Source organism: Amycolatopsis sp. w19, assembly GCF_051373225.1.
GTDB lineage: Bacteria > Actinomycetota > Actinomycetes > Mycobacteriales > Pseudonocardiaceae > Amycolatopsis > Amycolatopsis japonica.
Window position 1 is genome coordinate 318971 of the sequence record NZ_JBPQFM010000001.1, and the last position, 23874, is coordinate 342844.

A 23874-nucleotide genomic window follows, 5' to 3' on the forward strand; every position below is an offset into this window, starting at 1 on the left:
AACTTAGGTTAGGGTTCCCTGGTCTTTGTTGCGAAGTACCGAGATGCGGCTGAGCCGCGCAAGGGGTTCAAGATGGCACGAGCAGTGGTCGGTGAACGGGTTCCGGTCTACGACGTGGTCGGGGTCGGGTTCGGTCCCTCGAACCTCGCGCTCGCCATCGCCGTCACCGAGCACAACGCCGCGCCGGGAGCCGGGACCGTCACCGCCCACTTCCTCGAGCGCCAGGCCCGTTTCGGCTGGCACCGCGGGATGTTGATCGACAACGCGACCATGCAGGTGTCCTTCCTCAAGGACCTCGCGACGATGCGGAACCCGACCAGCTCGTTCAGCTTCCTGTCGTATCTGCACAGCAAGGACCGGTTGGTCGATTTCATCAACCACAAGAACCTGTTCCCGTTGCGGATCGAGTTCCACGACTACTTCGAATGGGCGGCGGAGAAGGTCGACGACCTGGTTTCCTATGGCACGGAGGTCCTTTCCGTCACGCCGGTGTTCGACGGCGACGAGATCGTGTTCTTCGACGTGCACGCCCGTACCGACGGCGAACTGGTGAACCTGCGCGCCCGCAACCTGGTGATGGGGACCGGGCTGCGCCCGAATCTCCCCGATGGTGTGACGCCGGGCACACGGATCTGGCACAACAGCGAACTCCTGCACCGGCTCGAAGGCATGGCCGCCGAGGAGCCGCGCCGGTTCGTCGTCGTCGGCGCCGGCCAGAGCGCGGCGGAGGTCAGCGCGCTGCTGCACGATCGCTTCCCCCGCGCCGAGGTGTGCGCGGTGTTCGCGCGGTACGGCTACAGCCCGGCCGACGACAGCGCGTTCGCCAACCGGATCTTCGACCCCGAGGCGGTCGGCCGGTTCTACGAGGCGCCGGAAGCGGTCAAGGACCGCCTGATGCGCTACCACGGCGCGACCAACTACTCGGCAGTGGACATCGAACTCATCGACGAGCTGTATCGCCGCGTCTACCGCGAGAAGGTGCAGGGGATCGAGCGGCTGAAGCTGATCAACGTCTCCCGGCCCACCGAGGTCACCGACACCGGCTCCGAAGTGCGGGTCACCGTCGAGGCGCTGGAAACCGGTGAGCGGACCAGGCTCGACGCCGACTTCGTCGTGTACGCCACCGGGTACAGCCCGGCCGACCCGACCCCGTTGCTCGGCGAGCTCGCCTCCACCTGCGCGCGCGACGACGAGGGAAGGCTCCGCGTCGAACGCGACTACCGGATCGTCACCGAGCCGCCGCTCGACGGTGGGATCTACCTGCAGGGCGGCACCGAGCACACGCACGGCATCACGTCTTCGCTGCTGTCCAACACCGCCGTCCGGGTCGGCGAGATCCTCCAGTCCATTGTGGACCGGCGCGCCGCCGGCGCGTCCCGGCCCGAGTACGCGGTGAGCGGGTCCGGGCCCGCCTGAGGCCGGACGATCCCGAGCGTTTCCGAACGGTGGAGGCAAACCCGATGAACCGCGGCTTTCCGCTGACCCCGGCACAGCAGGGGATCTGGCTCGCCCAGCAGCTCGACCCGGCCGATCCGGTCTACACGATCGGCTGGGTCGTGGAGCTTCGCGGCGACATCGACCTCACCCGGCTGGGCGACGCCGTTCGGCGGGCGGTCGCGGAGGCGGAGTGCCTGCACGTGACGGTCGGGCTGGACGGCGACACGCCGGTCCAGCGTCCGGTCGCTCCCGGCGAGGTCGCCGTGCTCGACTTCAGCGCCGAGCCGGATCCGGAGCGGGCGGCCGACGAATGGGCACGTGGTGAACTCACCGTGGCGGCCGACCTCGAACGGGGGCCGCTCACGGCGCATACGCTGCTGATCCTGGCCGGGGACCGGGTCCGCTGGTTCCAGCGCTACCACCATCTGGTGATGGACGCGCACGGGCAAGCCGTCCTGACCCGCCGCGCGGCGGCACTCTATTCGGGCACCGCCGAGGAGGTCTCCTGGCCGCTGTCGGGATTGGCCGAGGCCGGCTATGACGGGAAAGCCGACCGGGAGCACTGGCTGGGTGAACTCGCCGGCAGGCCGAACCCGGTGCGGCTGCTCGGCCGCGCGTCGGCGGGCCGGGTCCGGCTCCGGCGGCATTCGTGGGAACTGCCCGCCGCCGAGGCAGGACGGCTGCGGAAGTTCGCGCTGGACGCGGGGACGCGGCTGTCCCGGGTCGCGATCGCCGCCGTCGCGGCGTACGCCCATCGCGTGACCGGTGCCGAAGACCTCGTCCTCGGCCTGCCGGTCACCGCGCGCACCACCCGCGCCCTGCGTGAGCGGCCGGGCATGGTCTCCAACGTCCTGCCGCTGCGGCTGACCGTGCGGCCGGAGACGACGCCCTCGCGACTGGTCGCCCAGGTCGCGGAGAAGGTCTCCGCGCTGCTGGAACACAGCCGGTACCGCGGGGAGGACCTGGCCCGCGAACTCGGTGCGAGCGGCGGGGTGCACGAACTCGTCGGGCTGAGCGTGAACTACATGGCCGTGGACGGCGCACTCGCGTTCGGCGACGCGAGCGCGACGGTGCACAACCTCGAACTCGGGCCGATCAGCGACGTCGCCATCGCCGTGTACGACGCCGGCGAGGGCCGGGGCCTCCGCTTCGACTTCGACGCCGATGCGGCCGTGTCGTCCGACGACGAATTGGCCGATCATCGCCGCCGGTTCGCCGCCGTACTGGACGCTCTGCTGGCAGGCCCGGACCTGCCGCTGGCCGCCATCGAGCTGCTTTCGGCGGAAGAGCGGGCCCGGGTCTTGGAGCTCGGGACCGCGGTCGCGGACTCGCCCGAAGTGTCCTGGCCCGAGGCGTTCGCCCGGATCGTGGCGCGGAAACCGGACGCCGAGGCCGTCGTCTGCGAGGACGTCCGGATGACCTACGCCGAGGTCGACGCCGCCGCCAACCGGCTCGCGCGGCTGCTGCGCCGGCGCGGGGTCGGTGACGAGGACGTCGTCGGCGTGGCCATGCCGCGTTCGGCCGATCTCGTGGTCGCCCTGCTCGGTGTCATGAAGGCGGGGGCCGCGTATCTCCCGCTCGACCTGGACCACCCCGAGGACCGCCTCGCGTACATGCTCGCGCACGCGGGCACGGGGATCGTGGTGTCCACTGTGGAGGAATCCGCCCAGCTCCCGTCCGGTGTGGACGTCGAGCGGATCCTGCTCGACGACCCGGAGATCACCGCCGAGCTCGCGGAACTCGATGCGTCCACTGTGGACGTGAGCGGGATCGCGCTGAGCCAGGCCGCGTACGTCATCTACACCTCGGGCTCGACGGGCAAGCCGAAGGGTGTGGTCCTGTCCCACGACGGGATCGGCAGCCTGATCAGCACGGCGACCGAGCGGATCGGGATCGGCGAGGACAGCCGGGTGGTGCAGTTCGCCTCCACCGGGTTCGACGTGACGGTCTGGGATCTGGTCATGTCTTTGTGCGTCGGCGGGACACTGATCGTCGTGCCGTCGCACCGCCGTGTGGCGGGCGTCGAGCTGAGCGGCTACATCGCCGCCAACGCGGCGACGCATATGATCCTGCCGCCGTCGCTGGTCGCGGCCCTCCCGGCGGACTGCGAGCTGCCGAAGGGTGCGGTGCTGATCGTCGGCACCGAGACCGTCCCGCCGGAACTGATCGCGCGCTGGGCAGAAGACCTGAACGTCGTCGCCGCGTACGGCCTGACCGAGGCGACGGTGAACTCGACGCTGTGGGCGGCCGAGCCCGGCTGGAGCGGGCCGATCCCGATCGGTGTCCCGGATCCGAACACCCGCTGCTATGTCCTCGACACCGCGCTGCGGCCGGTCCCGGTCGGCGTCGAAGGGGAGCTGTACGTCGGCGGACGCGGTCTCGCCCGGGGTTACGCGGGGCGTCCGGGCCTGTCGGCGGAACGCTTCGTCACCGACCCGTTCACCGGTGGCGGCGAGCGGATGTATCGAACTGGCGACCGCGTCCGCTGGCGCTCGGACGGGAACCTCGACTTCCTCGGCCGTACCGATCACCAGGTCAAGATCCGCGGCTTCCGGATCGAACCAGGGGAGGTCGAGTCCGCGCTCGCCGCGTATGCCGGGGTCGAGCGGATCGCCGTCGTGCCGCGTGAGGTCAAGCCGGGGGACCGGCGCCTGGTGGCGTACGTCGTGCCGCAGGCCGACGGCTCACCTTCGTTGCTGAAGGAACTGCGTGCCCACGCGGAATCGGCGTTGCCGCACTACATGGTGCCGTCGGCCTTCGTGGAACTCGACCGGCTGCCGATCATGCCGAACGGCAAACTGGACCGGACGGCGTTGCCGTTGCCGGACTTCGGTTCCGCCGCGACCGGCCGCGCACCGGGCACCGAGCGGGAACGGATCCTCTGCGACGTCGCCGCACGTGTCCTCGGCTTGGCCACGATCGGCGCGGACGACGACTTCTTCTCCCTCGGCGGCGACAGCATCCTGTCCATCCGGCTGGTGCTGGGTGCGGCGGAACACGGCCTCGCCATCACCCCGCGCCAGGTGTTCCAGTACCGGACACCCGAAGCGCTGGCCGTCTGTGCGGTAACAGTGAGCGCCGAGTCCACTGTGGACGAGCGACCACTACTGGAGCTGACCGACGCCGAACGTGCGTCGCTCGCCGAATACGCCGAAATCCTGCCAGTGGCACCGTTGCAGGAAGGCTTCTTCTTCCACGCGGAATTCGAAGGCGGTTCGGCCGCCGACATCTACACGGTCCAGGAGGTGCTGGACCTCGAAGGTGACGTCGACGCCGACGCGTTGCGACGGTCGGTGCAGGTGCTGCTGGACCGGTATTCGTCGCTGCGGTCCGGCTTCCGGCAGCTCGACGGCGGCCGGGTCGTCCAGACGGTGGCACGGCACGCCGAACTGCCGTGGCGCGAGGCGTCCGCCGAAGACGCTGAAGTGGCCTTCGAAGCCGATCGTGCGCGGCGGTTCGACTTCGCCCGGCCGCCACTGCTGCGGGCGACTTTCGCCCGGCTCGGCGAGGATCGCGCCAAGCTGGCGCTCACGTTCCATCACATCATCGCCGACGGCTGGTCGGTCGTGGTGCTGCTGCGCGAACTGCTCGCGGCGTACGGGGGAGCACCCGTACTGCCGGAAGCGGGCACCCGTGCCGACCACCTGCGGCGGCTCGCGTCACGCGATCACGAGGTTTCGCGCGAAGCCTGGCGGACAGCACTGTCCGAAGTGGACGGACCCACCCGGCTGATCGACGAACGAGCCGGAGCGGCGAGACGGCCGTCGCGGCTGCACCTGAACCTCGGGGAGCAGGCGACGACGGCGTTGTCCGCGATGGCCCGCGAGCACGGGCTCACCCTCGGCACCGTCCTGCACGGCGCCTGGGGGTTGCTGCTCGGCGGGCTGACCGGACGGGACGACGTGCTGTTCGGGAGCACGGTCTCCGGCCGCGACACCGGCGCCGCCGGCCTCGAATCGGCGGTCGGCCTCTACATCAACACGGTGCCGGTGCGGCTGCGCTGGTCGGGTGCGGAGACCGTCGCGGCCGTGCTGCGACGGCTGCAGGACGAACAGGCGGCCCTGCTGGACCACCAGCATCTGGGCCTCGGCGAACTGCAGCGCCTCGCGGGCGCGGGGCAGGAAGAACTGTTCGACACCCTGGTCGTCGTCGAGAACTTCCCGCGCGACGACGAGCGCGCTTCCGGAACCCTCCGCCTCGCGGGCGTGGAAGTCGCCGACGCGGTGCACTTCCCGGTCGCGGTGATCGCGACCCCGGGTGACGACCTGGCGTTCAGCCTCAAATTCGACGTCGCCCGCATCGACGCGGTCGCGGCCGGGCAACTCGCGGAACGGTTCGCGCGGCTGCTGGAGACGTTGACCGCGAACCCCGGCCTGCCGGTCGCCGCGCTCGACCTTCTGTCGCCCGCCGAACGCGGCCGCCTGGCCGAACTCAACGCGACCGCGCACCCCGTGCCGGAGCGCACGCTGGCCCAGGCCTTCGCCGCGCAGGTCGCCAAGACGCCTTCCGCCACGGCGGTGATGTTCAAGGACATCGAACTGTCCTATGCGGACCTCGACGCCCGCGCGGAGAACGTGGCGCGCCGCCTGCGTTCCCTGGGAGCCGGTCCCGAAGAGGTCGTGGCCGTCGCCGTGCCGAGGTCGGCCGAGCTGATGGTCGCGTTGCTGGGTGTCCTCAAGGCCGGGGCCGCCTACCTGCCGATCGACCTCGACTATCCGGCCGACCGGCTCGAATACATGCTGGCCGATTCCGGCGCGCGTCTCGTGCTCTCCGAACCCGGGACGGCCGCGCGGATCCCGGATGTCGCCGGGCTGACTCGGGTCCCCGTGACCGGCGAGCCCGTCGACGACGTCGAGGGTGTGTCAGCCGGACCGGACAACACCGCCTACCTCATCTACACGTCGGGTTCGACCGGGCGGCCGAAGGGCGTGGCCGTCACGCATCGCGCGATCGTCAACCGGCTCGCGTGGATGCAGCACGAGTACCGGCTCACGCCCTCGGACCGCGTGCTGCAGAAGACGCCGTCGAGCTTCGACGTGTCCGTGTGGGAGTTCTTCTGGGCGTTGTGCGAAGGCGCCACGGTGGTGCTCGCCGAAGCGGACGGTCACCGCGATCCCGCCTATCTCGCGCGAGTGATCCGGGACCGGCGGATCACGACCCTGCACTTCGTGCCGTCGATGCTCGCCGCCTTCCTCGGCAGCGACGAGGCCACCGGCGATCTCGGATCGCTGCGTCGGGTGTTCTCCAGCGGCGAGGCGCTGCCCGGCGAGACCGCTGCGCGGTGGCGCTCGCTCACCGGTGTCCCGCTGCAGAACCTCTACGGCCCCACCGAGGCCGCCGTGGACGTGACCTTCTTCGCCTGCACCGATGCCGACGGCGCCACCGTCCCCATCGGACGTCCGGTGTGGAACACGCGGCTGCACGTCCTCGACGGCTGCCTCCGCCCGGTGCCCGACGGCGTGGCGGGCGAGCTGTACCTCGCCGGTGTCCAGCTGGCCCGCGGCTACCACGGACGGCCCGGCCTGACCGCCGAACGCTTCGTCGCCGACCCGTTCGGCGAGCCGGGACAGCGGTTGTACCGGACCGGCGACCTGGTTCGCCGCCGCGCCGACGGCGAGATCGAGTACCTCGGCCGCACCGACCGGCAGGTGAAGATCCGCGGCAACCGGATCGAACTCGGCGAGATCGAAGCGGTTCTCGTCGCGCAGCCGGAGGTCACGGCCGCGACGGTCGTGGCGAAGGACGGCGCGCTCGTCGGTTACGTCGCCGGGAACGCGGATCCGGAGAGCCTGCGGACCGCCCTCGGCGCGGCACTGCCCGCCCCGATGGTCCCGCAGGCGTTCGTCGTCCTCGACGAATTCCCCTTGACCCCCAGCGGGAAGCTCGACGTCCGGGCCCTGCCCGCACCCGAGGCCGGCCGGACCGAAGCCGCGCCCGGGAACGATCAGGAGCGCGCGCTCGCGCGGATCTTCGCCGACGTCCTCGGCCTGGAGACCGTCGGCGCCGACGGCGACTTCTTCCTGCTGGGCGGCGACAGCATCTCGTCGATCGCCGTGTCGAGCCGTGCCCGGCGAGCCGGATTCGAGCTGAGCCCCAAGGACGTGTTCGAACTCCGGACCCCGGCGGCGCTCGCCGCGTTCGCCGCGCCGGCGGAGCCGATGGCCGACGCTGACGGCATCGGTGCCGTCCCCCTGCTGCCGGAAATGCTCCGGCTGCGTGAACTGGGCGACGCGGTCCAGCCGGAGTCCGTACTGCTGACCGTGCCCTCCGGAGCCGACCTCGAGACGCTCGCCGCGGCCCTGCAGCTCGTCCTCGACCACCACGACGGCCTGCGGCTCCGGCTGTCGCGGGTCGCGTCGGTGCTGTGGTCACTCGAAGTCCGTCCACAAGGGACTGTCCAGGCCGCGGACCTGCTTCGTCACGCGACCGGATCCCTCGAAGACGAGCACCGGGACGCGGCGGACAGGTTGACCGACAATCTGCTGCAGGCCGTCTGGTTCGGCGAACCGGGCAGGCTGCTCCTGCTCGCGCATCCGGTCCTGCTGGACGCGCGGAGCCTGACGACGCTGTCCACCGATCTCGGGATCGCCTGGCAAGCCGTGACCGAGGGGCACCCGCCTGTCTTCACCCCGGCGCGGACGTCCTTGCGGACCATCGCCCGCCGGATCACCGACGCGGCTCAGGATCCCGCGCTCCTCGGCGAGATCGAGCACTGGACCGAGACGCTGACGCCGGTCTCCTTCGAGGTCGACGGCGACGATGTCACCGAACGCCGGATCACGCTGTCCGTCGAGGACACCCGGACGCTCGTCGGCGCGCTGCCGTCCGCCGTGCACGGCGACGTGACCGGCGTCCTCCTGACCGCGCTGAAGATCGCCGTCGACGGTGACCTGCTCGTCGATCTGCACGGCCGGATCGACCCGTCGGACACGATCGGCGCGTTGACCTCGGTCCGCCCGGTGCGGATCACCGCGTCCGGCGAACCGCTCGCGATGCTCAAGGCGGTCAAGGAAACCGTCCGGAAGACGCCCGAGGGCTACGGCCCGCTGCGCTACCTCAACGCCCAGACCGGACCGTTGCTCGGCGGGCTCACGAAGCCGCGGATCGCACTGCGGTACGACGGCCGCGTCCCGGCCGGACCGGGGGACTGGCAGGTCGCCGGGTACGCGGCCACGCCGCCGACCGGCGACCATGCCGTGCGGATCGGGGTCGCCTGCGAGGAGACCGAGGAAGGTCCGAGGCTGACGGCGACGTTCGCGGGCGGTGACCTGGCCGAACGCTGGGCCGCCGCGCTCGTCGATCTCGCGGCCGTGGACACGACGGCACCGGTGGGACTCACGCCGTCCGACCTCGAACTGGTGTCGCTGACGCAGGAGGAGATCGACCGCGTCGAGCGGTCCAGCCCGGTGCCGGTCGCCGACGTCTGGCCGTTGTCGCCGCTGCAGGAAGGCCTGTTCTTCCACTCCAGCTACAACTCCGACCGGGTCGACATCTACACGATCCAGGAGGCGATCGACTTCGATCACCGCCTGGACGCCGGCAGGCTCCGGGCGGCGGTGTCCGCCCTGCTGCGGCGGATCCCGAGCCTCGGCGCCGGTTTCACCAGCGAAGGGCTGCGCGGCCCGGTCCAGTTCGTGGCGGCCGAGGTCGCGCCGCCCGTGTCCGAAGTGGACCTTTCGGCGCTGCCCGAAGACGAGCAGTCTGAACGGCTCGAAGAACTGATGGCCGAGGATCGCGCGACGCGGTTCGACCTCGGTGCCCCGCCGCTGTTCCGGCTGAAACTGGTGCGGCTCGGCGGCGGCCGCGACCGCGTGGTGCTGAACCGGCATCTGCTGCTCTGGGACGGCTGGTCGGCCTGGCTGTTCATCGAGCATCTGTTCGCGCTGTACGACCTCGGCGGCGACGACCGGACGCTGCCCGCGGCCGGGTCCTATGTGGACTTCCTGCGCTGGCTGGACCGGCAGGACATCGAGGCCGCCACGAACGCGTGGCGCGAGGCGCTGTCCGGCCTCGCGGAGCCGACCGTCGTCGGGCCCGAGGGCCGCGACCTGGCCTCGGCGACCCCGGTCAACCTGGACACAGTGCTGCCCGCCGGCCTCAGCCGTGCGTTGCGTGAGCAGGCGCGCAGGCACGGCCTCACCGTGAACTCCGTGCTCAACGCCGCCTGGGGGCTGGTCCTGTCGACCATGACCGGACGGCAGGACGTGGTGTTCGGCGCCGCGGTCGCGGGCAGGCCCGCCGCCGTGCCGGAGATCGAGAACACCATCGGCCTGTTCCTCAACACCGTGCCCACCCGCGTGCGGCTCGACGCGGCCGAATCCGTGCTGGACCTGGTGCGGCGCCTGCAGTCCGAGCGGATGGACCTGACCCCGTACGAGTTCATGAGCCTCGGGGTCCTGCAACGCGAGGCCGGGCACCGTGTCCTCTTCGACACGCTGTTCGTGCTGCGCAACGCCGATGGTGACGAACGGCGCGACGGCCTCCGCCACCGGCACGGCATCACCGACCTGCTGAACATCGACGCCACGCACTACCCGCTGACGCTGGTGGTCACCCCGGGCGAGGAAACACGGGTCACGCTGTCCTACCGGGACGACGTCATCGACACCGCCGAAGCGGAGTCGGTGCTCGATCGGTTCACGTCACTGGTCGCGCAGATCGTCGACGATCCGGCGAAGCCGGTCGCCGCGCTGGCCACGATGTCCAGTGAGGACCGTGCCGCACTGGAAGCGGGCTGGGCCGAAGCCGAGCATCCCGTCATCGAGGACACGATCGCGGATCTGCTCGCCGTCCAGGCGGAGCGGGCCCCCGACGAGACCGCCCTGGTGTTCGGCGAAGAACAGCTGACCTACGCCGAACTCGACGCGCGCATCAACCGGATGGCCCGGCTGCTGCTGGCCAAGGGCGCCGCGCCGGAACAGGCGATCGCGCTCGGCTTGCCGCGCTCGATCGACATGGTCGTCGCGCTGTTCGCCGTGCTGCGGACAGGTGCGGCGTACCTGCCGCTGGAACTCGACTACCCGGTCGAGCGGCTCGCGGTGATGCTGGAAGACGCCCGGCCGCTCTGCCTGGTGTCCACAAAGGACGTCTCGGCGACGTTGCCCGGTGACACGCCCCGGGTGCTCGTCGACGACCACGAAGACAGGGCGTTCGGCGGCGGCCCGATCTCCGACGCCGAACGCCCGCTGTTCGCGCGGGACCGCGTGGACCGCATGGAACACCCGGCGTACGTCATCTACACCTCGGGCTCGACCGGGAAACCCAAGGGCGTCGTGACGCCTTATCGCGGCCTGACGAACATGCAGCTCAACCACCAGGGCGCGATCTTCGCCCCGGCCATCGCGTCGGCGGGCGGGCGGCGGCTGCGGATCGCGCACACCGTGTCGTTCGCCTTCGACATGTCCTGGGAAGAGCTGCTGTGGCTCGTGGAGGGGCACGAGGTCCACGTCTGTGACGAGGAACTGCGCCGGGACGCGCGGGCGCTCGTGGCGTACTGCGACGAGCACGAGGTCGACGTCGTCAACGTGACGCCGACGTACGCCCACCTGCTGATCGAGGAAGGGCTGCTGGAGGGGCACCGGCCGGCGCTGGTCCTGCTCGGCGGCGAGGCGGTGTCGGAGTCGGTGTGGAACCGGCTGCGCGACACCGAGGGGACCTACGGCTACAACCTGTACGGCCCCACCGAGTACACGATCAACACGCTCGGCGGCGGTACGACCGACAGCGACACCCCGACCGTCGGCAAGCCGATCTGGAACACCCGCGCCTACATCGTCGACGCCTGGCTCCGGCCGGTCCGCGACGGTGTCGCGGGTGAGCTCTACATCGCGGGCGAAGGCCTGGCCCGCGGCTATCTCGGCCGTCCAGGCTTGACCGCCGAACGTTTCGTCGCCGATCCCTTCGTGCCCGGAGGCGGGCGCATGTACCGCACCGGCGACCTGGTGCGCCGCCGCCCCGACGGGAACCTCGACTTCCTCGGCCGCACCGACGATCAGGTGAAGATCCGCGGCTATCGCGTCGAACTCGGCGAGATCGAGACCGCGCTCAGCCGCTACCCGGAGGTCGCGCAGGCCGCCGTCATCGCGCGGCCGGACCCGTCGGCTCCTGGCCTGCAGCGGCTCATCGGCTACGTCGTCCCAGCCGAGCTGAGCGGAGACGCGCGCGCCGAAGCGGAAGCCGACCAGGTCGGCGAATGGCAGCAGATCTACTCCGACGAGTACACCGAGATCCCGACGGCGTTGTTCACCGAGGACTTCGCGGGCTGGGACTCCAGCTACGACGGCGACCCGATCCCGCTGGCGCACATGCGGGAATGGCGGCGCGCGACCGTCGACCGGATCGCCGAACTGAAGCCGGAACGGGTGCTGGAGATCGGTGTCGGCACCGGCCTGCTCATGGGGCAGATCGCGCCGCTGGTCCAGGAGTACTGGGGGACCGACCTCGCCGCGCCGGTGATCGCGAAGCTGAACCGCGAGCTGGAACAAGACCCGGCGCTGGCGGCCAAGGTGAACCTGTGCGCCCAGCCGGCGCACGTGTTCGACGGCCTGCCCGCCGGCCGGTTCGACACGATCGTGATCAACTCCGTCATCCAGTATTTCCCGAGCGTCGACTACCTGACCGACGTCATCACCCAGGCGATCGGCCTGCTCGCCCCCGGCGGCGCGCTGTTCGTCGGCGACGTCCGGAACCTGCGGCTCGCCCGCGCCTTCCACACCGCCATCCAGCTCACCCGCGCCGACGCCACCGCCGACGTCGCCCAGGTGCGCCGCGCGATCGAACGCGGCGCCGCGCTGGAGAAGGAACTGCTGATCGACCCGGACTACTTCACCGTGCTCGCGCGGCGGCTCCCGGACGTCGCCGCGCAGGTCCGGATCAAACGGGCCCGGCTGCACAACGAGCTGAGCCGGTACCGGTACGACGCGGTCCTGGTGAAGGAGCCTGCCGAGACCTTCTCGGTCGCGCAAGCACCGCGCTTGTCCTGGGACGAGGTCGGTTCCCTCGCCGCGTTGGAGGACCGCCTCGGCGGCGTGGAAACCCTGCGGGTGAGCCGGATCCCGGACGCCCGCCAGACGCCCGAGGTCGAAGCGACGCGTGCGCTCGACGCCGGTGCGCCGCTCATCGACGTCCTGGATCTCTTCCGTGCCCCGGTTGGAATCGAGCCGGAGGACGTGCACGAACTCGGTGACCGGCTCGGCTTCCGGGTGTACTGCACCTGGTCGGCCGACGGCGCGTTCGAGGCCGTGTTCGTCCACAAGGGACAGACGGACGCGCTGGTCACCGGTGTGCATCAGCCGGTCTCGGTGGGCACGAGCCTGGCCAAGTACGCGACGAGCCCGACGGCGGCGCGTGGTGGCGGCGAACTGGTGCAACGCTTGAGGGACCGGCTCAAGACGGAACTGCCGGACTACATGGTCCCGGCCGCGTTCGTCACGCTCGGCGCCCTGCCTTTGACCGACAACGGCAAGCTCAACACCCGCGCGCTCCCGGACGCCGAACAGACGGTGCGGCTCGCCGAAAGCCGTCCGGCCGAGACCGCCGAGGAGGAGACGCTGTGCGCGCTCTTCGGCGAGGTCCTCGGCGTGGAGGGGGTCGGTGTCGAGGACAACTTCTTCGACCTGGGCGGCCATTCCCTGCTCGCCACCCGGCTCATCAGCCGGGCCCGCACCGAACTCGGCGCCGAACTGGCCATCCGTGACCTGTTCGAGGCACCGACGGTCGCGGAGCTGGCCGCTCGTGCGGGTGGCGGCGAACCGGCGCGGCCTGCCGTGGTCCGCGCCGAGCGCCCCGACCGGACCCCGCTTTCCGCCGCCCAGCGCAGTCTCTGGCTCGTGGATCGGATGGATGCGAACGCGGTCGCCTACAACTTCCCGCTCACCTTCCGACTGCGCGGCGACCTGGATCTCGACGCGCTGCGGGCCGCGCTCGGCGACGTGCTCGGCAGGCACGAAGTCCTGCGGACCGTTTTCGAGGAGCACGGCGGCGAGCTCTACCAGCGTGTTCTCGACGCGCCGGAGATTCCGTTCGCCGTCGAGGACTGCGACGAGGGCGGGCTGGATGCCCGGATCGCCGAGCTCTCGCGGACGCCGTTCGACCTGGCGCGGGAGATCCCGGTCCGGCTGCGGGTACTGCGGATCGGCGATGGCGACCAGGTGATCTCGCTGGTCCTGCACCACAGCGCGACCGACGAATGGTCCGACCGGCCGTTCCTGGGCGACCTGACCTCGGCCTATCGGGTGCGGCTCGCCGGTGACAGTCCCGCGTGGACGGACCTCCCGGTGCAGTACGCCGACTTCGCGTTGTGGCAGAAAGACTTCCTCGACCAGCACGGTGCCGCGCAAGTCGCCTACTGGGCCGAGTCACTGCGTGGGGCGCCGGACGAGTTGACGCTGCCACTGGATCGTCCCCGTCCGCTCGAGCCGACGGGCAAGGGCGGCAAGGTGAAATCCCTGCTCTCCGAGGAACTGTCGGCCGCGGTGCGCGACCTGGCGGCGAAAGCGGGAGCGAGCCCGTTCATGGTGCTCCAGGCGGCGGTGGCCGCACTGCTGCACCGGACCGGCGCCGGGGACGACATCCCGCTGGGTGCCCCGATCGCCGGACGGACCGACGCGGCGCTCGACGACCTCGTCGGGTTCTTCGTGAACACGCTGGTGCTGCGGACCGATCTGTCCGGCGAGCCGACGTTCGCCGCCCTGCTCGCCCACGTGCGCGAGGCCGACCTGGCCGCGTTCTCGCACGGTGATCTGCCATTCGAAAGTGTCGTCGAACGGCTGAACCCGTCCCGCGTCCCGGGGCGCAATCCGCTGTTCCAGGTGATGGTGGGTTACCACCGGCAGAGCGACGCGCACGACGTGCTCGGGCTGCCCGCCGAGTGGTTCGAGATGGACACCGGGATGGCGAAGTTCGACCTGCACTTCACGATGGTCGACGACGGCACGACCGCGACGTTGATGCTGGAGTACGCCGAAGACCTCGCCGGCGAGACGACGGCCGTGCGCCTGCTGGACCGGCTCACGTCCGTGCTGGAGCAGGTCACCGCCGAGCCCGAGCGGCCGGTCGCCGCGCTCGACATCCTCGTCGGGGACGAACTCGCGCGACTCAGCGGCTGGAACCGCACTTCGCACGATGTCCCGGCGAGCACGTTGCCGGAGTTGTTCGAGGCGCAGGTGGCCCGGACGCCGGATGCTCCGGCTGTGGTGTTCGAGCGCGTCGCGCTGTCGTATGCCGAGTTCGACGCGCGGGCGAACCGGCTCGCGCGATGGCTGGCAGACCAGGGTGTGGGGGCGGAGTCGGTGGTGGCGGTGTCGCTGCCGCGGTCGATCGATCTGGTCGTCGCGCTGTACGCGGTGCACAAGGCGGGCGCGGCCTATCTGCCGCTCGACACGGACTATCCGGCCGATCGCATCGCGTTCATGCTGGAAGACGCCGCCCCCGCGGTCGTGCTCGAAGAACTGCCCGTTCTCGACGGGTACTCCTCCGAAAGCCTGGGGCGGATCGTCGACCCGTCGTCCCCGGCGTACGTGATCTACACGTCGGGCTCGACCGGTCGCCCGAAGGGTGTCGTGGTGCCGCATGCGGGCATCGTGAACCGGTTGCTGTGGATGCAATCCGAGTACGGTCTGACGGCCGACGATCGGGTGTTGCAGAAGACGCCGTCGAGTTTCGATGTGTCGGTGTGGGAGTTCTTCTGGCCGTTGATCACCGGCGCCACGCTGGTGGTCGCCAAACCGGAGGGGCACAAGGACCCGGCGTATCTCGCCGAACTGATCCGCACGGCCGGGATCACCACCGTCCACTTCGTACCGTCGATGCTCGCGCTCTTCCTGGAGACAGCGGAGTGCACCGGCCTCCGGCGCGTGATCTGCAGTGGTGAGGCACTGCCGTCGGACCTGGCGGCCCGCGTGGACGTCCCGCTGTACAACCTGTACGGCCCGACCGAAGCGTCCGTCGACGTGACCGCTTGGCGGGCCGGTGCCGAGACGACGCCGTCCGTCCCGATCGGACGTCCGGTGTGGAACACGCGGACGTACGTGCTGGACGCGCGGCTGAACCCGGTTCCGCCGGGTGTCCCCGGTGAGCTCTACCTCGCCGGTGTGCAGCTCGCTCGCGGGTACCTGGCCCGGCCAGGGCTGACCGCGGAACGGTTCGTGGCGAACCCGTTCGTCGCGGGGGAGCGCATGTACCGCACCGGGGACCTCGCGCGCTGGTCGGACGACGGCGTGCTGGAGTTCCTGGGCCGCGTGGACGATCAGGTCAAGATCCGCGGTTTCCGGGTCGAACTCGGCGAGGTCGAGGCGGCGCTGACCGCGTTCGGGTCCGTCACGCGCGCGGTGGTCGTCGCGCGTGAAGACCGGCTGGTGGCGTACGTCGTCGGTTCGGTCGACGGGCTGCGGGAAGCGGTGGCCGCGAAGCTGCCGGACCACATGGTGCCGTCGGCGTTCGTCGTGCTCGACGAGATCCCGCTGACCCCGAACGGCAAACTCGACCGCAAAGCCCTGCCCGCTCCCGAGTTCGCGACCACTGAAGGCCGTGAGCCGAGGAACGCGCGGGAAGCGGCGCTGTGTGCGTTGTTCGCCGACGTGCTCGGTGTCGAACGGGTCGGGATCGACGACGGTTTCTTCGCCCTCGGTGGGCATTCGCTGCTGGTGATGCGCCTGGTCAGCCGGATCTCGGCGAGTCTGGACGCCACGGTGTCGGTCCGTGACGTCTTCGACGCTCCCACGGTCGCGGCTCTAGCCGAGCGCCTCGCGGAACCGTCCGACCGGCCGGTCCTGAGGGCGGGGAACCGGCCGGAGCTGCTGCCGCTTTCGCCCGCGCAGCAGCGGTTGTGGTTCCTGTACCGGCTCGAAGGAGCCACGCCCACCTACAACATACCGCTCGCCTGGCGGCTGCACGGCGAGCTGGACGCGGAGGCACTGAGGGCAGCGATCGGCGATCTCGTCGAGCGGCACGAACCACTCCGGACGGTGTTCGTCGAGGAAGGCGGCGTCGCGGCGCAGCGGATCCTGACCGACGCGCGTCCGGAAGTCCGTTTCGAGGAAGCGGATGATCTCTCGGCGCCGTTGGCCGCGGAGGCCGGTCGCGGATTCGCCCTCGACGAGGAACTCCCGATCCGGGCCACGGTCTTCACCGTGTCACCGCGGGAACATGTCCTGCTGCTGGTGATCCACCACGTGGCGACGGACGAGTGGTCGCAGGGACCGCTCATGGCCGACCTCGCCACCGCGTACGAGGCGCGTCTCGCCGGAAACGCTCCACAGTGGACAGAACTGGCGGTCCAGTACGCGGACTACGCCCTGTGGCAACGCGAACTGCTCGACTCGACGGCCTCCGGGCACCTCCGGTTCTGGCAGGAAACGCTGGCGGATCTGCCGGACGAACTGCCGCTGCCCGCGGACCGGCGGCGCCCGGCCGAATCGAGCCATCGCGGTGGCCTCGTCACCTTCCCGATCGACGCCGCGCTCACCGCACGGCTGCGTGCGGTGGCCCAGCGGCACGACGTCAGCATGTTCATGCTGGCCCAGGCCGCGGTCGCGGCGCTGCTGCACCGGCTCGGCGCCGGGGACGACATCCCGCTCGGCGCCCCGAGTTCCGGCCGCGTCGACGAACGGCTGGAACCGCTGATCGGCTTCTTCGTGAACTCGCTCGTGCTGCGCACCGACCTGTCCGGCGAGCCGGCGTTCGGCGAACTGCTCTCGCGGGTGCGCGCGACCGATCTCGCGGCTTTCGAACATCAGGAGCTGCCGTTCGAGCGCCTGGTCGACGCCGTCAACCCGGAACGTTCGCTGGCCAGGCATCCGCTGTTCCAAGTGATGGTGGTGTACCTGCCCGAAGCCGAGGACGGACTGAACCTGCCCGGCCTTCGTGCGGAACAAGAGGACTTCGCACAGGGCATCGCCAAGTTCGACCTCGAGTTCGGCTTCCTGGAGAGCGGCGACGGGATCTCCGGCGCGATCGAGTACAGCGCCGACCTGTTCGACCACGCCACCGCCGAGTCGTTCGCTCGACGGCTGGTGAGGGTCCTTGACCAGGTGGCGGCCGATCCCGCGATCCCCGTCGGCGAAATCGACGTCCTTGCCGAGGACGAACGCACGTTGCTCGGGCACTGGAACGACACTTCGCACGACGTCCCAGGGAGCACGTTGCCGGAGTTGTTCGAGGCGCAGGTGGCGCGGACGCCGGATGCTCCGGCTGTGGTGTTCGAGGGTGTCGAGCTGTCGTATGCCGGGTTCGACGCGCGGGCGAACCGGCTCGCGCGGTGGCTGGCCGAGCAGGGTGTGGGGGCGGAGTCGGTGGTGGCGGTGTCGCTGCCGCGGTCGATCGAACTCGTCGTCGCGCTGTACGCCGTGCACAAGGCGGGCGCGGCCTATCTGCCGCTCGACACGGACTACCCGGCCGATCGCATCGCGTTCATGCTCGAAGATGCGGTGCCGACGGTCGTTCTGGACGAGCTGCCGGTGCTGGACGGCTATTCGGGAGAGAGCCTGCGGCGGGCCGTGGATCCCGCGTCCCCGGCGTACGTCATCTACACGTCCGGATCGACCGGTCGCCCGAAGGGTGTCGTGGTGCCGCACGAGGGCATCGTGAACCGTCTACTGTGGATGCAGGCCGAGTACGGTCTGGCGGCCGACGATCGCGTGCTGCAGAAGACGCCGTCGAGTTTCGACGTGTCGGTGTGGGAGTTCTTCTGGCCGCTCATCACCGGTGCGACGCTGGTGGTCTCCAAACCGGACGGGCACCGGGATCCGCGGTATCTCGCGGAGTTGATCCGCGACCAGCGGATCACGACCCTGCACTTCGTCCCGTCGATGCTGGAGGCGTTCCTCGCCGAAGAGCCGGGGTGGCATGGCGTCCGCCGCGTCCTGTGCAGTGGCGAGGCGCTGCCACCGGAGCTGGCCGCTCGCGTGGATGTCCCGCTGCACAACCTTTACGGGCCGACAGAGGCTTCGGTGGACGTGACCTCGTGGGAGGTCATTGACGACACCGTCCCCATTGGACGCCCGGTGTGGAACACGCAGGTCCACGTGCTCGACTCCCGGCTGCGGCCGGTTCCGCCGGGTGTAGCAGGCGAGCTCTACCTGGCTGGCAAGCAGCTAGCGCGTGGCTATCTCGGCCGGGCCGGGCTCACCGCGGAACGGTTCGTGGCGAACCCGTTCGCGGCGGGGGAGCGCATGTACCGCACGGGCGACCTCGCGCGGTGGCGGGCCGACGGCGCGCTCGACTATCTTGGCCGCGCCGACGACCAGGTCAAATTGCGCGGCTTCCGGATCGAGCTGGGCGAGATCGAGTCTGTGCTCTCCGCGCGGGTGGTCCTGCGGGAGGGCAGGCTCGTCGCGTATCTGACCGGGGAGGCCGACGTCGAGGAGGCCCGGCGGCTCGCGGAGGCCACCCTGCCGGAGTACATGGTGCCGTCCGCGTTCGTCGTGCTGGACGCGTTCCCGTTGACACCCAACGGGAAGCTCGACCGCAAGGCGCTCCCCGCGCCGGACTTCTCCGGCGAGGTCACCGACGACGCCCCGCGCACGCCTCGCGAGGAACTGCTCGCGTCGCTCGTCGCGGGGGTGCTCGGGTTGGAGAAGGTCGGTGTCCACGATGACTTCTTCCGCCTCGGTGGGGACAGCATCGTCGCGATGCAGCTGGTCGGCCGCGTGCGGAGTGCCGGGCTGCTACTGAGCCCGCGTGACGTCTTCCGGCACCGGACCGTCGCCGCCCTGGCCGAAGTCAGTGCGGTGCGGCTCGACGCACCTGCCCCCGGGAGCGGGAAACCGCTGGTGGAGCTCGACGCGGGGGAGCGCGCGGAGATCCTCGACGTCGCACCGGACACGGCCGAGGTGTGGCCGCTGACACCGTTGCAGGCCGGGTTGCTCTTCCACGCGACGATGGATGGCGACGGGCCCGACGTCTACACCGTCCAGGTGTCCTTCGATCTCGACGGGCCGCTGGATCCGGCTCGGTTGCGTGACGCCGCTCAGGCGCTCGTCTACCGGAACGCCGTCCTGCGGACCGGCTACCGCTACCTCGCGTCTGGGCGCCCTGTGGCGCTGGTGGCGCGTTCGGTCACGGTCCCCTGGCGTTTCGTGGATTCGCCGGACGCCGTCGAAGCGGAGATGGCCCACGACAGGCGCCGCTTCGATCCGGCTGCCGCGCCGGTGCTGCGGTTCCTGCTGCTCGCCCTGCCGGACGGACGGCATCGGCTGGTGTTCACCCACCAGCACGTGCTGCTCGACGGCTGGTCGGTTCCGCAGCTGTTCGCGGAGCTGTCGCAGCTCTACGCCGGAGCCGACGTGGCGCCGGCCCGCCCGTATCGCGACCATCTCGCCTGGCTCGGGAGCCAGGACCGGGAGGCGGCGGAGGCGGCTTGGCGGCAGGCGCTCGACGGCCTGACCGAGCCGACCCATCTCGTCCCGCACGACCCGCAGCGGGTTCCGGCCCTGCCGGAGCGCCTGTCGCTGGAGTTGCCGGAACAGGCGACCGAGGCGCTCACCGCACTGGCCCGCTCACGGGGCCTGACCCTGAACACGCTGGTCCAGACGGCGTGGAGCATCGTGCTCGGCAGGCTCACCGGCCGATCGGACGTAGTCTTCGGCGCGACGGTCGCCGGGCGCCCGCCCGAACTGGCCGGGGTCGAGCGGATGATCGGCCTGTTCATCAACACCGTCCCGGTGCGGATCGTGCTCGACCCGGCCGAGAAGCTGGGCGACCTGCTCGACCGGGTCCAGGACGAGCAGTCCGGATTGCTCGCGCACCAGCACTTCGGGCTCGCCGACATCCAGCGCGGCGCGGGGCTGGGAGAGCTGTTCGACACGCTGATGGTGTTCGAGAGCTACCCGGGCGCGGGCGAGGACGAGACGGGTGCCGGGTTGCGCGGGGAGATCGTGCGCCACGACGACTCCACGCACTATCCGCTCACCTGGGCGGTGGAGCCGGGAGCACGGCTGAAGCTCACCGCGGAGTATCGCTCCGACCTGTTCGACGCCGGCCTGCCGGAACGGCTCCTGCCCGCGATGGAGCGCGTGCTCGCGACGATGGTGTCCGATGTGGACGCTCCCGTCGGCCGGACCGACATCCTGGGTGATGCGGACCTGGACCTGATCGTGCGCGAGTGGAACGGGACGGCACTCGCCGTCGAACCGTCCACTGTGGCCGGTCTTTTCGAAGAGCAGGTCCGGCGCTCGCCCGACGCGACAGCGGTGGTGTCCGGTGCGGTCGCCCTGACCTTCACCGAACTCAACGAGCGCGCCAACCGGCTGGCCAGGGCGCTGGTCGCCCATGGGGTGGGTCCCGAGGACTTCGTCGCCTTGGCGCTGCCGCGTTCGGCCGACGTGCTGCTGGCGATCCTCGCGGTCCACAAGGCGGGGGCGGCGTATCTGCCGCTCGACCCGGACTATCCGGCCGAGCGGCTGGCCGCGATGCTCGCCGACGCGCGACCCAAGGTGATCCTGACCGAGCCCGAGCTGCTGGAGTCGTTGCCTCGGACGGAGATCGAGACGCTGGCGCTCTGCGCGCTCGTCACCGAGGACCGGCAGGCACACGACCTGACCGACCGGGACCGCGTCCGTCCGCTCGTCCCGGAGCATCCGGCGTACGTGATCTACACGTCGGGCTCGACCGGGACGCCCAAGGGGGTCGTGGTCCCGCATCGCGGCGTGGTGAACCTGTTCCACAGCCACCGCGCCACGTTGCACCGGCCCGCGGTGGAGGCCACCGGCAAACCGCATCTGCGGGTCGGGCACGCGTGGTCGTTCTCCTTCGACGCCTCCTGGCAGCCGCAACTGTGGCTGCTCGACGGGCATGCCGTGCACATCGTGGACGAGGAGACGCGGCGCGACCCCGAGCTGCTGGCCGCGATGATCGAACGGGAGGGCTTCGACTTCATCGAGGTCACGCCGTCGTTCTTCGCGCAGATGGCGGACGCGGGCCTGCTCGACGGCGACCGGTGTCCCCTCGCGGTGATCGGGGTCGGCGGCGAAGCGGTGCCCGAGAGCCTGTGGCGCCGTCTGGCCACTTTGGACGGCACGGAGGTCTTCAACCTGTACGGGCCGACAGAGTCCACAGTGGACGCGCTGGTCGCGCGGATCGGCGACAGCGAGAAGCCGCTGGTGGGCCGTCCGGTCGCGAACACCCGTGCCTACGTGCTGGACGCGGCGCTGCGGCCGGTACCGCCCGGGGTCACCGGCGAGCTGTACCTCGCCGGGGCCGGTCTCGCCCGCGGCTACCTCGGGCGGACGGCGCTGACGTCGGAGCGGTTCGTGGCGGATCCGTTCGGGCCGGCGGGCGCCCGGATGTACCGCACCGGAGACCTCGCGCGCTGGACCGCGGACGGACGTCTGGACTTCGGCGGGCGCGCCGACGACCAGGCGAAGATCCGCGGGTTCCGGGTCGAGCCGGGCGAGATCGAAGCCGTGCTCGAACGGCACGGCGACGTCGCTCAGGCCGTCGTCCTGGTGCGTGAGGATCGCCCTCGGGTCAAGCAACTCGTGGCGTACGTGGTGTCCACTGTGGAGCGGGACGAGCTGCGGCGGTTCGCGGCCGAGACGTTGCCGGACTACATGGTCCCGGCGGCGTTCGTCACGCTCGACGCGCTTCCCACGCTGTCGAACGGGAAACTGGACCGCAAGGCGCTGCCGGCGCCGGACTACTCGGAGCTGGCCGGTGGCCGCGCGCCCGAGACCGCGCTGGAAAAGACGTTGTGCGCGCTCTTCGCGGAAGTGCTCGACGTGCCGGAACTGGGTGCTGATGACGACTTCTTCGCCCTCGGCGGGGACAGCATCGTCGCGATGCGGCTGGTCGGCCGGGCACGCGCGGCCGGGCTGAAGATCACGCCGCACGACGTGTTCGCCGGCCGGACGGTCGCGGCGCTGGCCGAGGTCGCGGAACGGATCGAGGACGACAACACGGTCGCGCTCACGCCGATCATGCACGCGCTCCGCGAACTCGGCGGACCGATCGGCGGTTACCACCAGGCCGCGCTGGTGCGGACGCCCGCCGGGATGACCGGCGAGCAGCTGAAGACCGTGCTCGACGCGCTCGTGGTGAGGCACGACATGCTGCGTGCGCGCCTCGACCGATCGGTCGACGGCTGGGTGCTGCGGGTAGCCGATTCGGTCGATGTGCGCATCGAGCGGGTCGACGCCGAGGACGGCGACTTGTTCGCGCTGATCGAGCAGCACGCGATGCCGACTCGTTCCCGGCTGGACCCGGACGCCGGCGTGATGCTGAGCGCGACGTGGTTCGACGCGGGCTCGTCGGGCTCCGGCCGGTTGTTGCTGATGATCCATCACCTGGCCGTCGACGGCGTCTCGTGGCGGATCCTGCTGCCGGACCTCGCTTCCGCCTGGGAATCGGTCGCGCGCGGCGAGACGCCCGCGCTGTCCTCTGTGGACACTTCATTCCGGCGATGGGCGCGGTCACTGTCCACACAGGACCGTGCGGGTGAGCTGGAGCGGTGGATGTCGTTGCTGGGCGGTGGGGATCCGATCCCACTGGAACGGCCGCTCGACCCCGCTCGGGACGTGCAGGCGACCGTGCGGAAGGTGTCGCTGAGACTGCCCGCTGAGCGGACGGCCCCGCTGCTGTCCCGGGCGACGATCAACGACGTCCTGCTCACCGGTCTCGCGCTCGCCGTCGCCCGCTGGCGCCGGGATGGGGGACGGGCGGTGCTGGTCGACGTCGAGGGGCACGGCCGCGAAGAGGAACTGGCGGACCTTTCACGGACGGTCGGCTGGTTCACCAGCGTCGTCCCGGTGTGCCTGGACCTGGGCGACGTCGACCTGGACGACGCGTTCGCGGGCGGACCCGCCGCCGGCGACGCGTTGAAGCGGGTCCAGGCTCACCTCGATGGGTTGCCGGACGGCGGTATCGGGCACGGCGTGCTCCGTTACCTGAACCCGCGCACCGGGCCTGAACTCGCGAAGTTCGCGAAGCCGCAGATCGAGTTCAACTACCTGGGCCGGATCGGCGTCCCCGAAGCGACCGACTGGTCGTACGCGGCGGAGGCCGAGGCGGCCGAACTCGGTGCCGACGACGGGATGCCGGTCTCGCACGCGCTGACGGTCAACGTCGTGGCCGAAGACCGCCCCGGCGGTCCTGAACTGAGCGCGCACTGGTCGTGGCCGGAGGCCGTGCTCACCGAAGACTCGGTGCGGGAACTCGCGGAAGGCTGGTTCCTCGCGCTGGACGCGCTCACTCGCCGGGCTGATTCACCGGCCGTACAGAAGGAGAACAAGGAATGACGAACCCGTTCGAGAACCCCGACGGCACGTATCTGGTGCTCGTCAACGACGAGGGACAGCACAGCCTGTGGCCCGAGTTCGTCGAGGTCCCGGCGGGCTGGACCACGAAGTTCGGCCCGGCCCCGCGTCCGGAGTGCCTCGAGTACGTCGAGACCAACTGGACCGACCTGAGGCCCGCTTCGCTCGTCAAGGCCATGGAGTCCTGACC

The 23874-nt window shown here is 70.6% G+C and carries 3 protein-coding genes; all 3 read left to right on the plus strand.

Going from position 1 to position 23874, the window contains the following annotated elements; translation table 11 throughout:
• Positions 1-72 precede the first annotated feature (72 nt).
• The 3 genes from ACSMFO_RS01425 to ACSMFO_RS01435 are packed head-to-tail and all read left to right on the plus strand — an operon-like array spanning position 73 to position 23872.
• Positions 73-1416 (plus strand): lysine N(6)-hydroxylase/L-ornithine N(5)-oxygenase family protein, encoded by a 1344-nt coding sequence (locus ACSMFO_RS01425; RefSeq protein WP_436456494.1) that lies wholly within the window; start codon positions 73-75, stop codon positions 1414-1416.
• Positions 1413-23666 carry a non-ribosomal peptide synthase/polyketide synthase gene (locus ACSMFO_RS01430; protein WP_436457056.1) on the plus strand — a complete coding sequence of 7418 codons (22254 nt, stop codon included), beginning with the start codon at positions 1413-1415 and terminating at the stop codon, positions 23664-23666. The genes ACSMFO_RS01425 and ACSMFO_RS01430 overlap by 4 nt, the downstream gene beginning before the upstream one ends.
• A complete protein-coding gene (locus tag ACSMFO_RS01435) occupies positions 23663-23872 on the plus strand; it encodes an MbtH family protein (RefSeq protein WP_360133096.1) in 210 nt (69 codons plus the stop codon). Before ACSMFO_RS01430 ends, ACSMFO_RS01435 begins: the two co-directional genes overlap by 4 nt.
• The last annotated feature ends 2 nt before the right edge of the window (positions 23873-23874 follow it).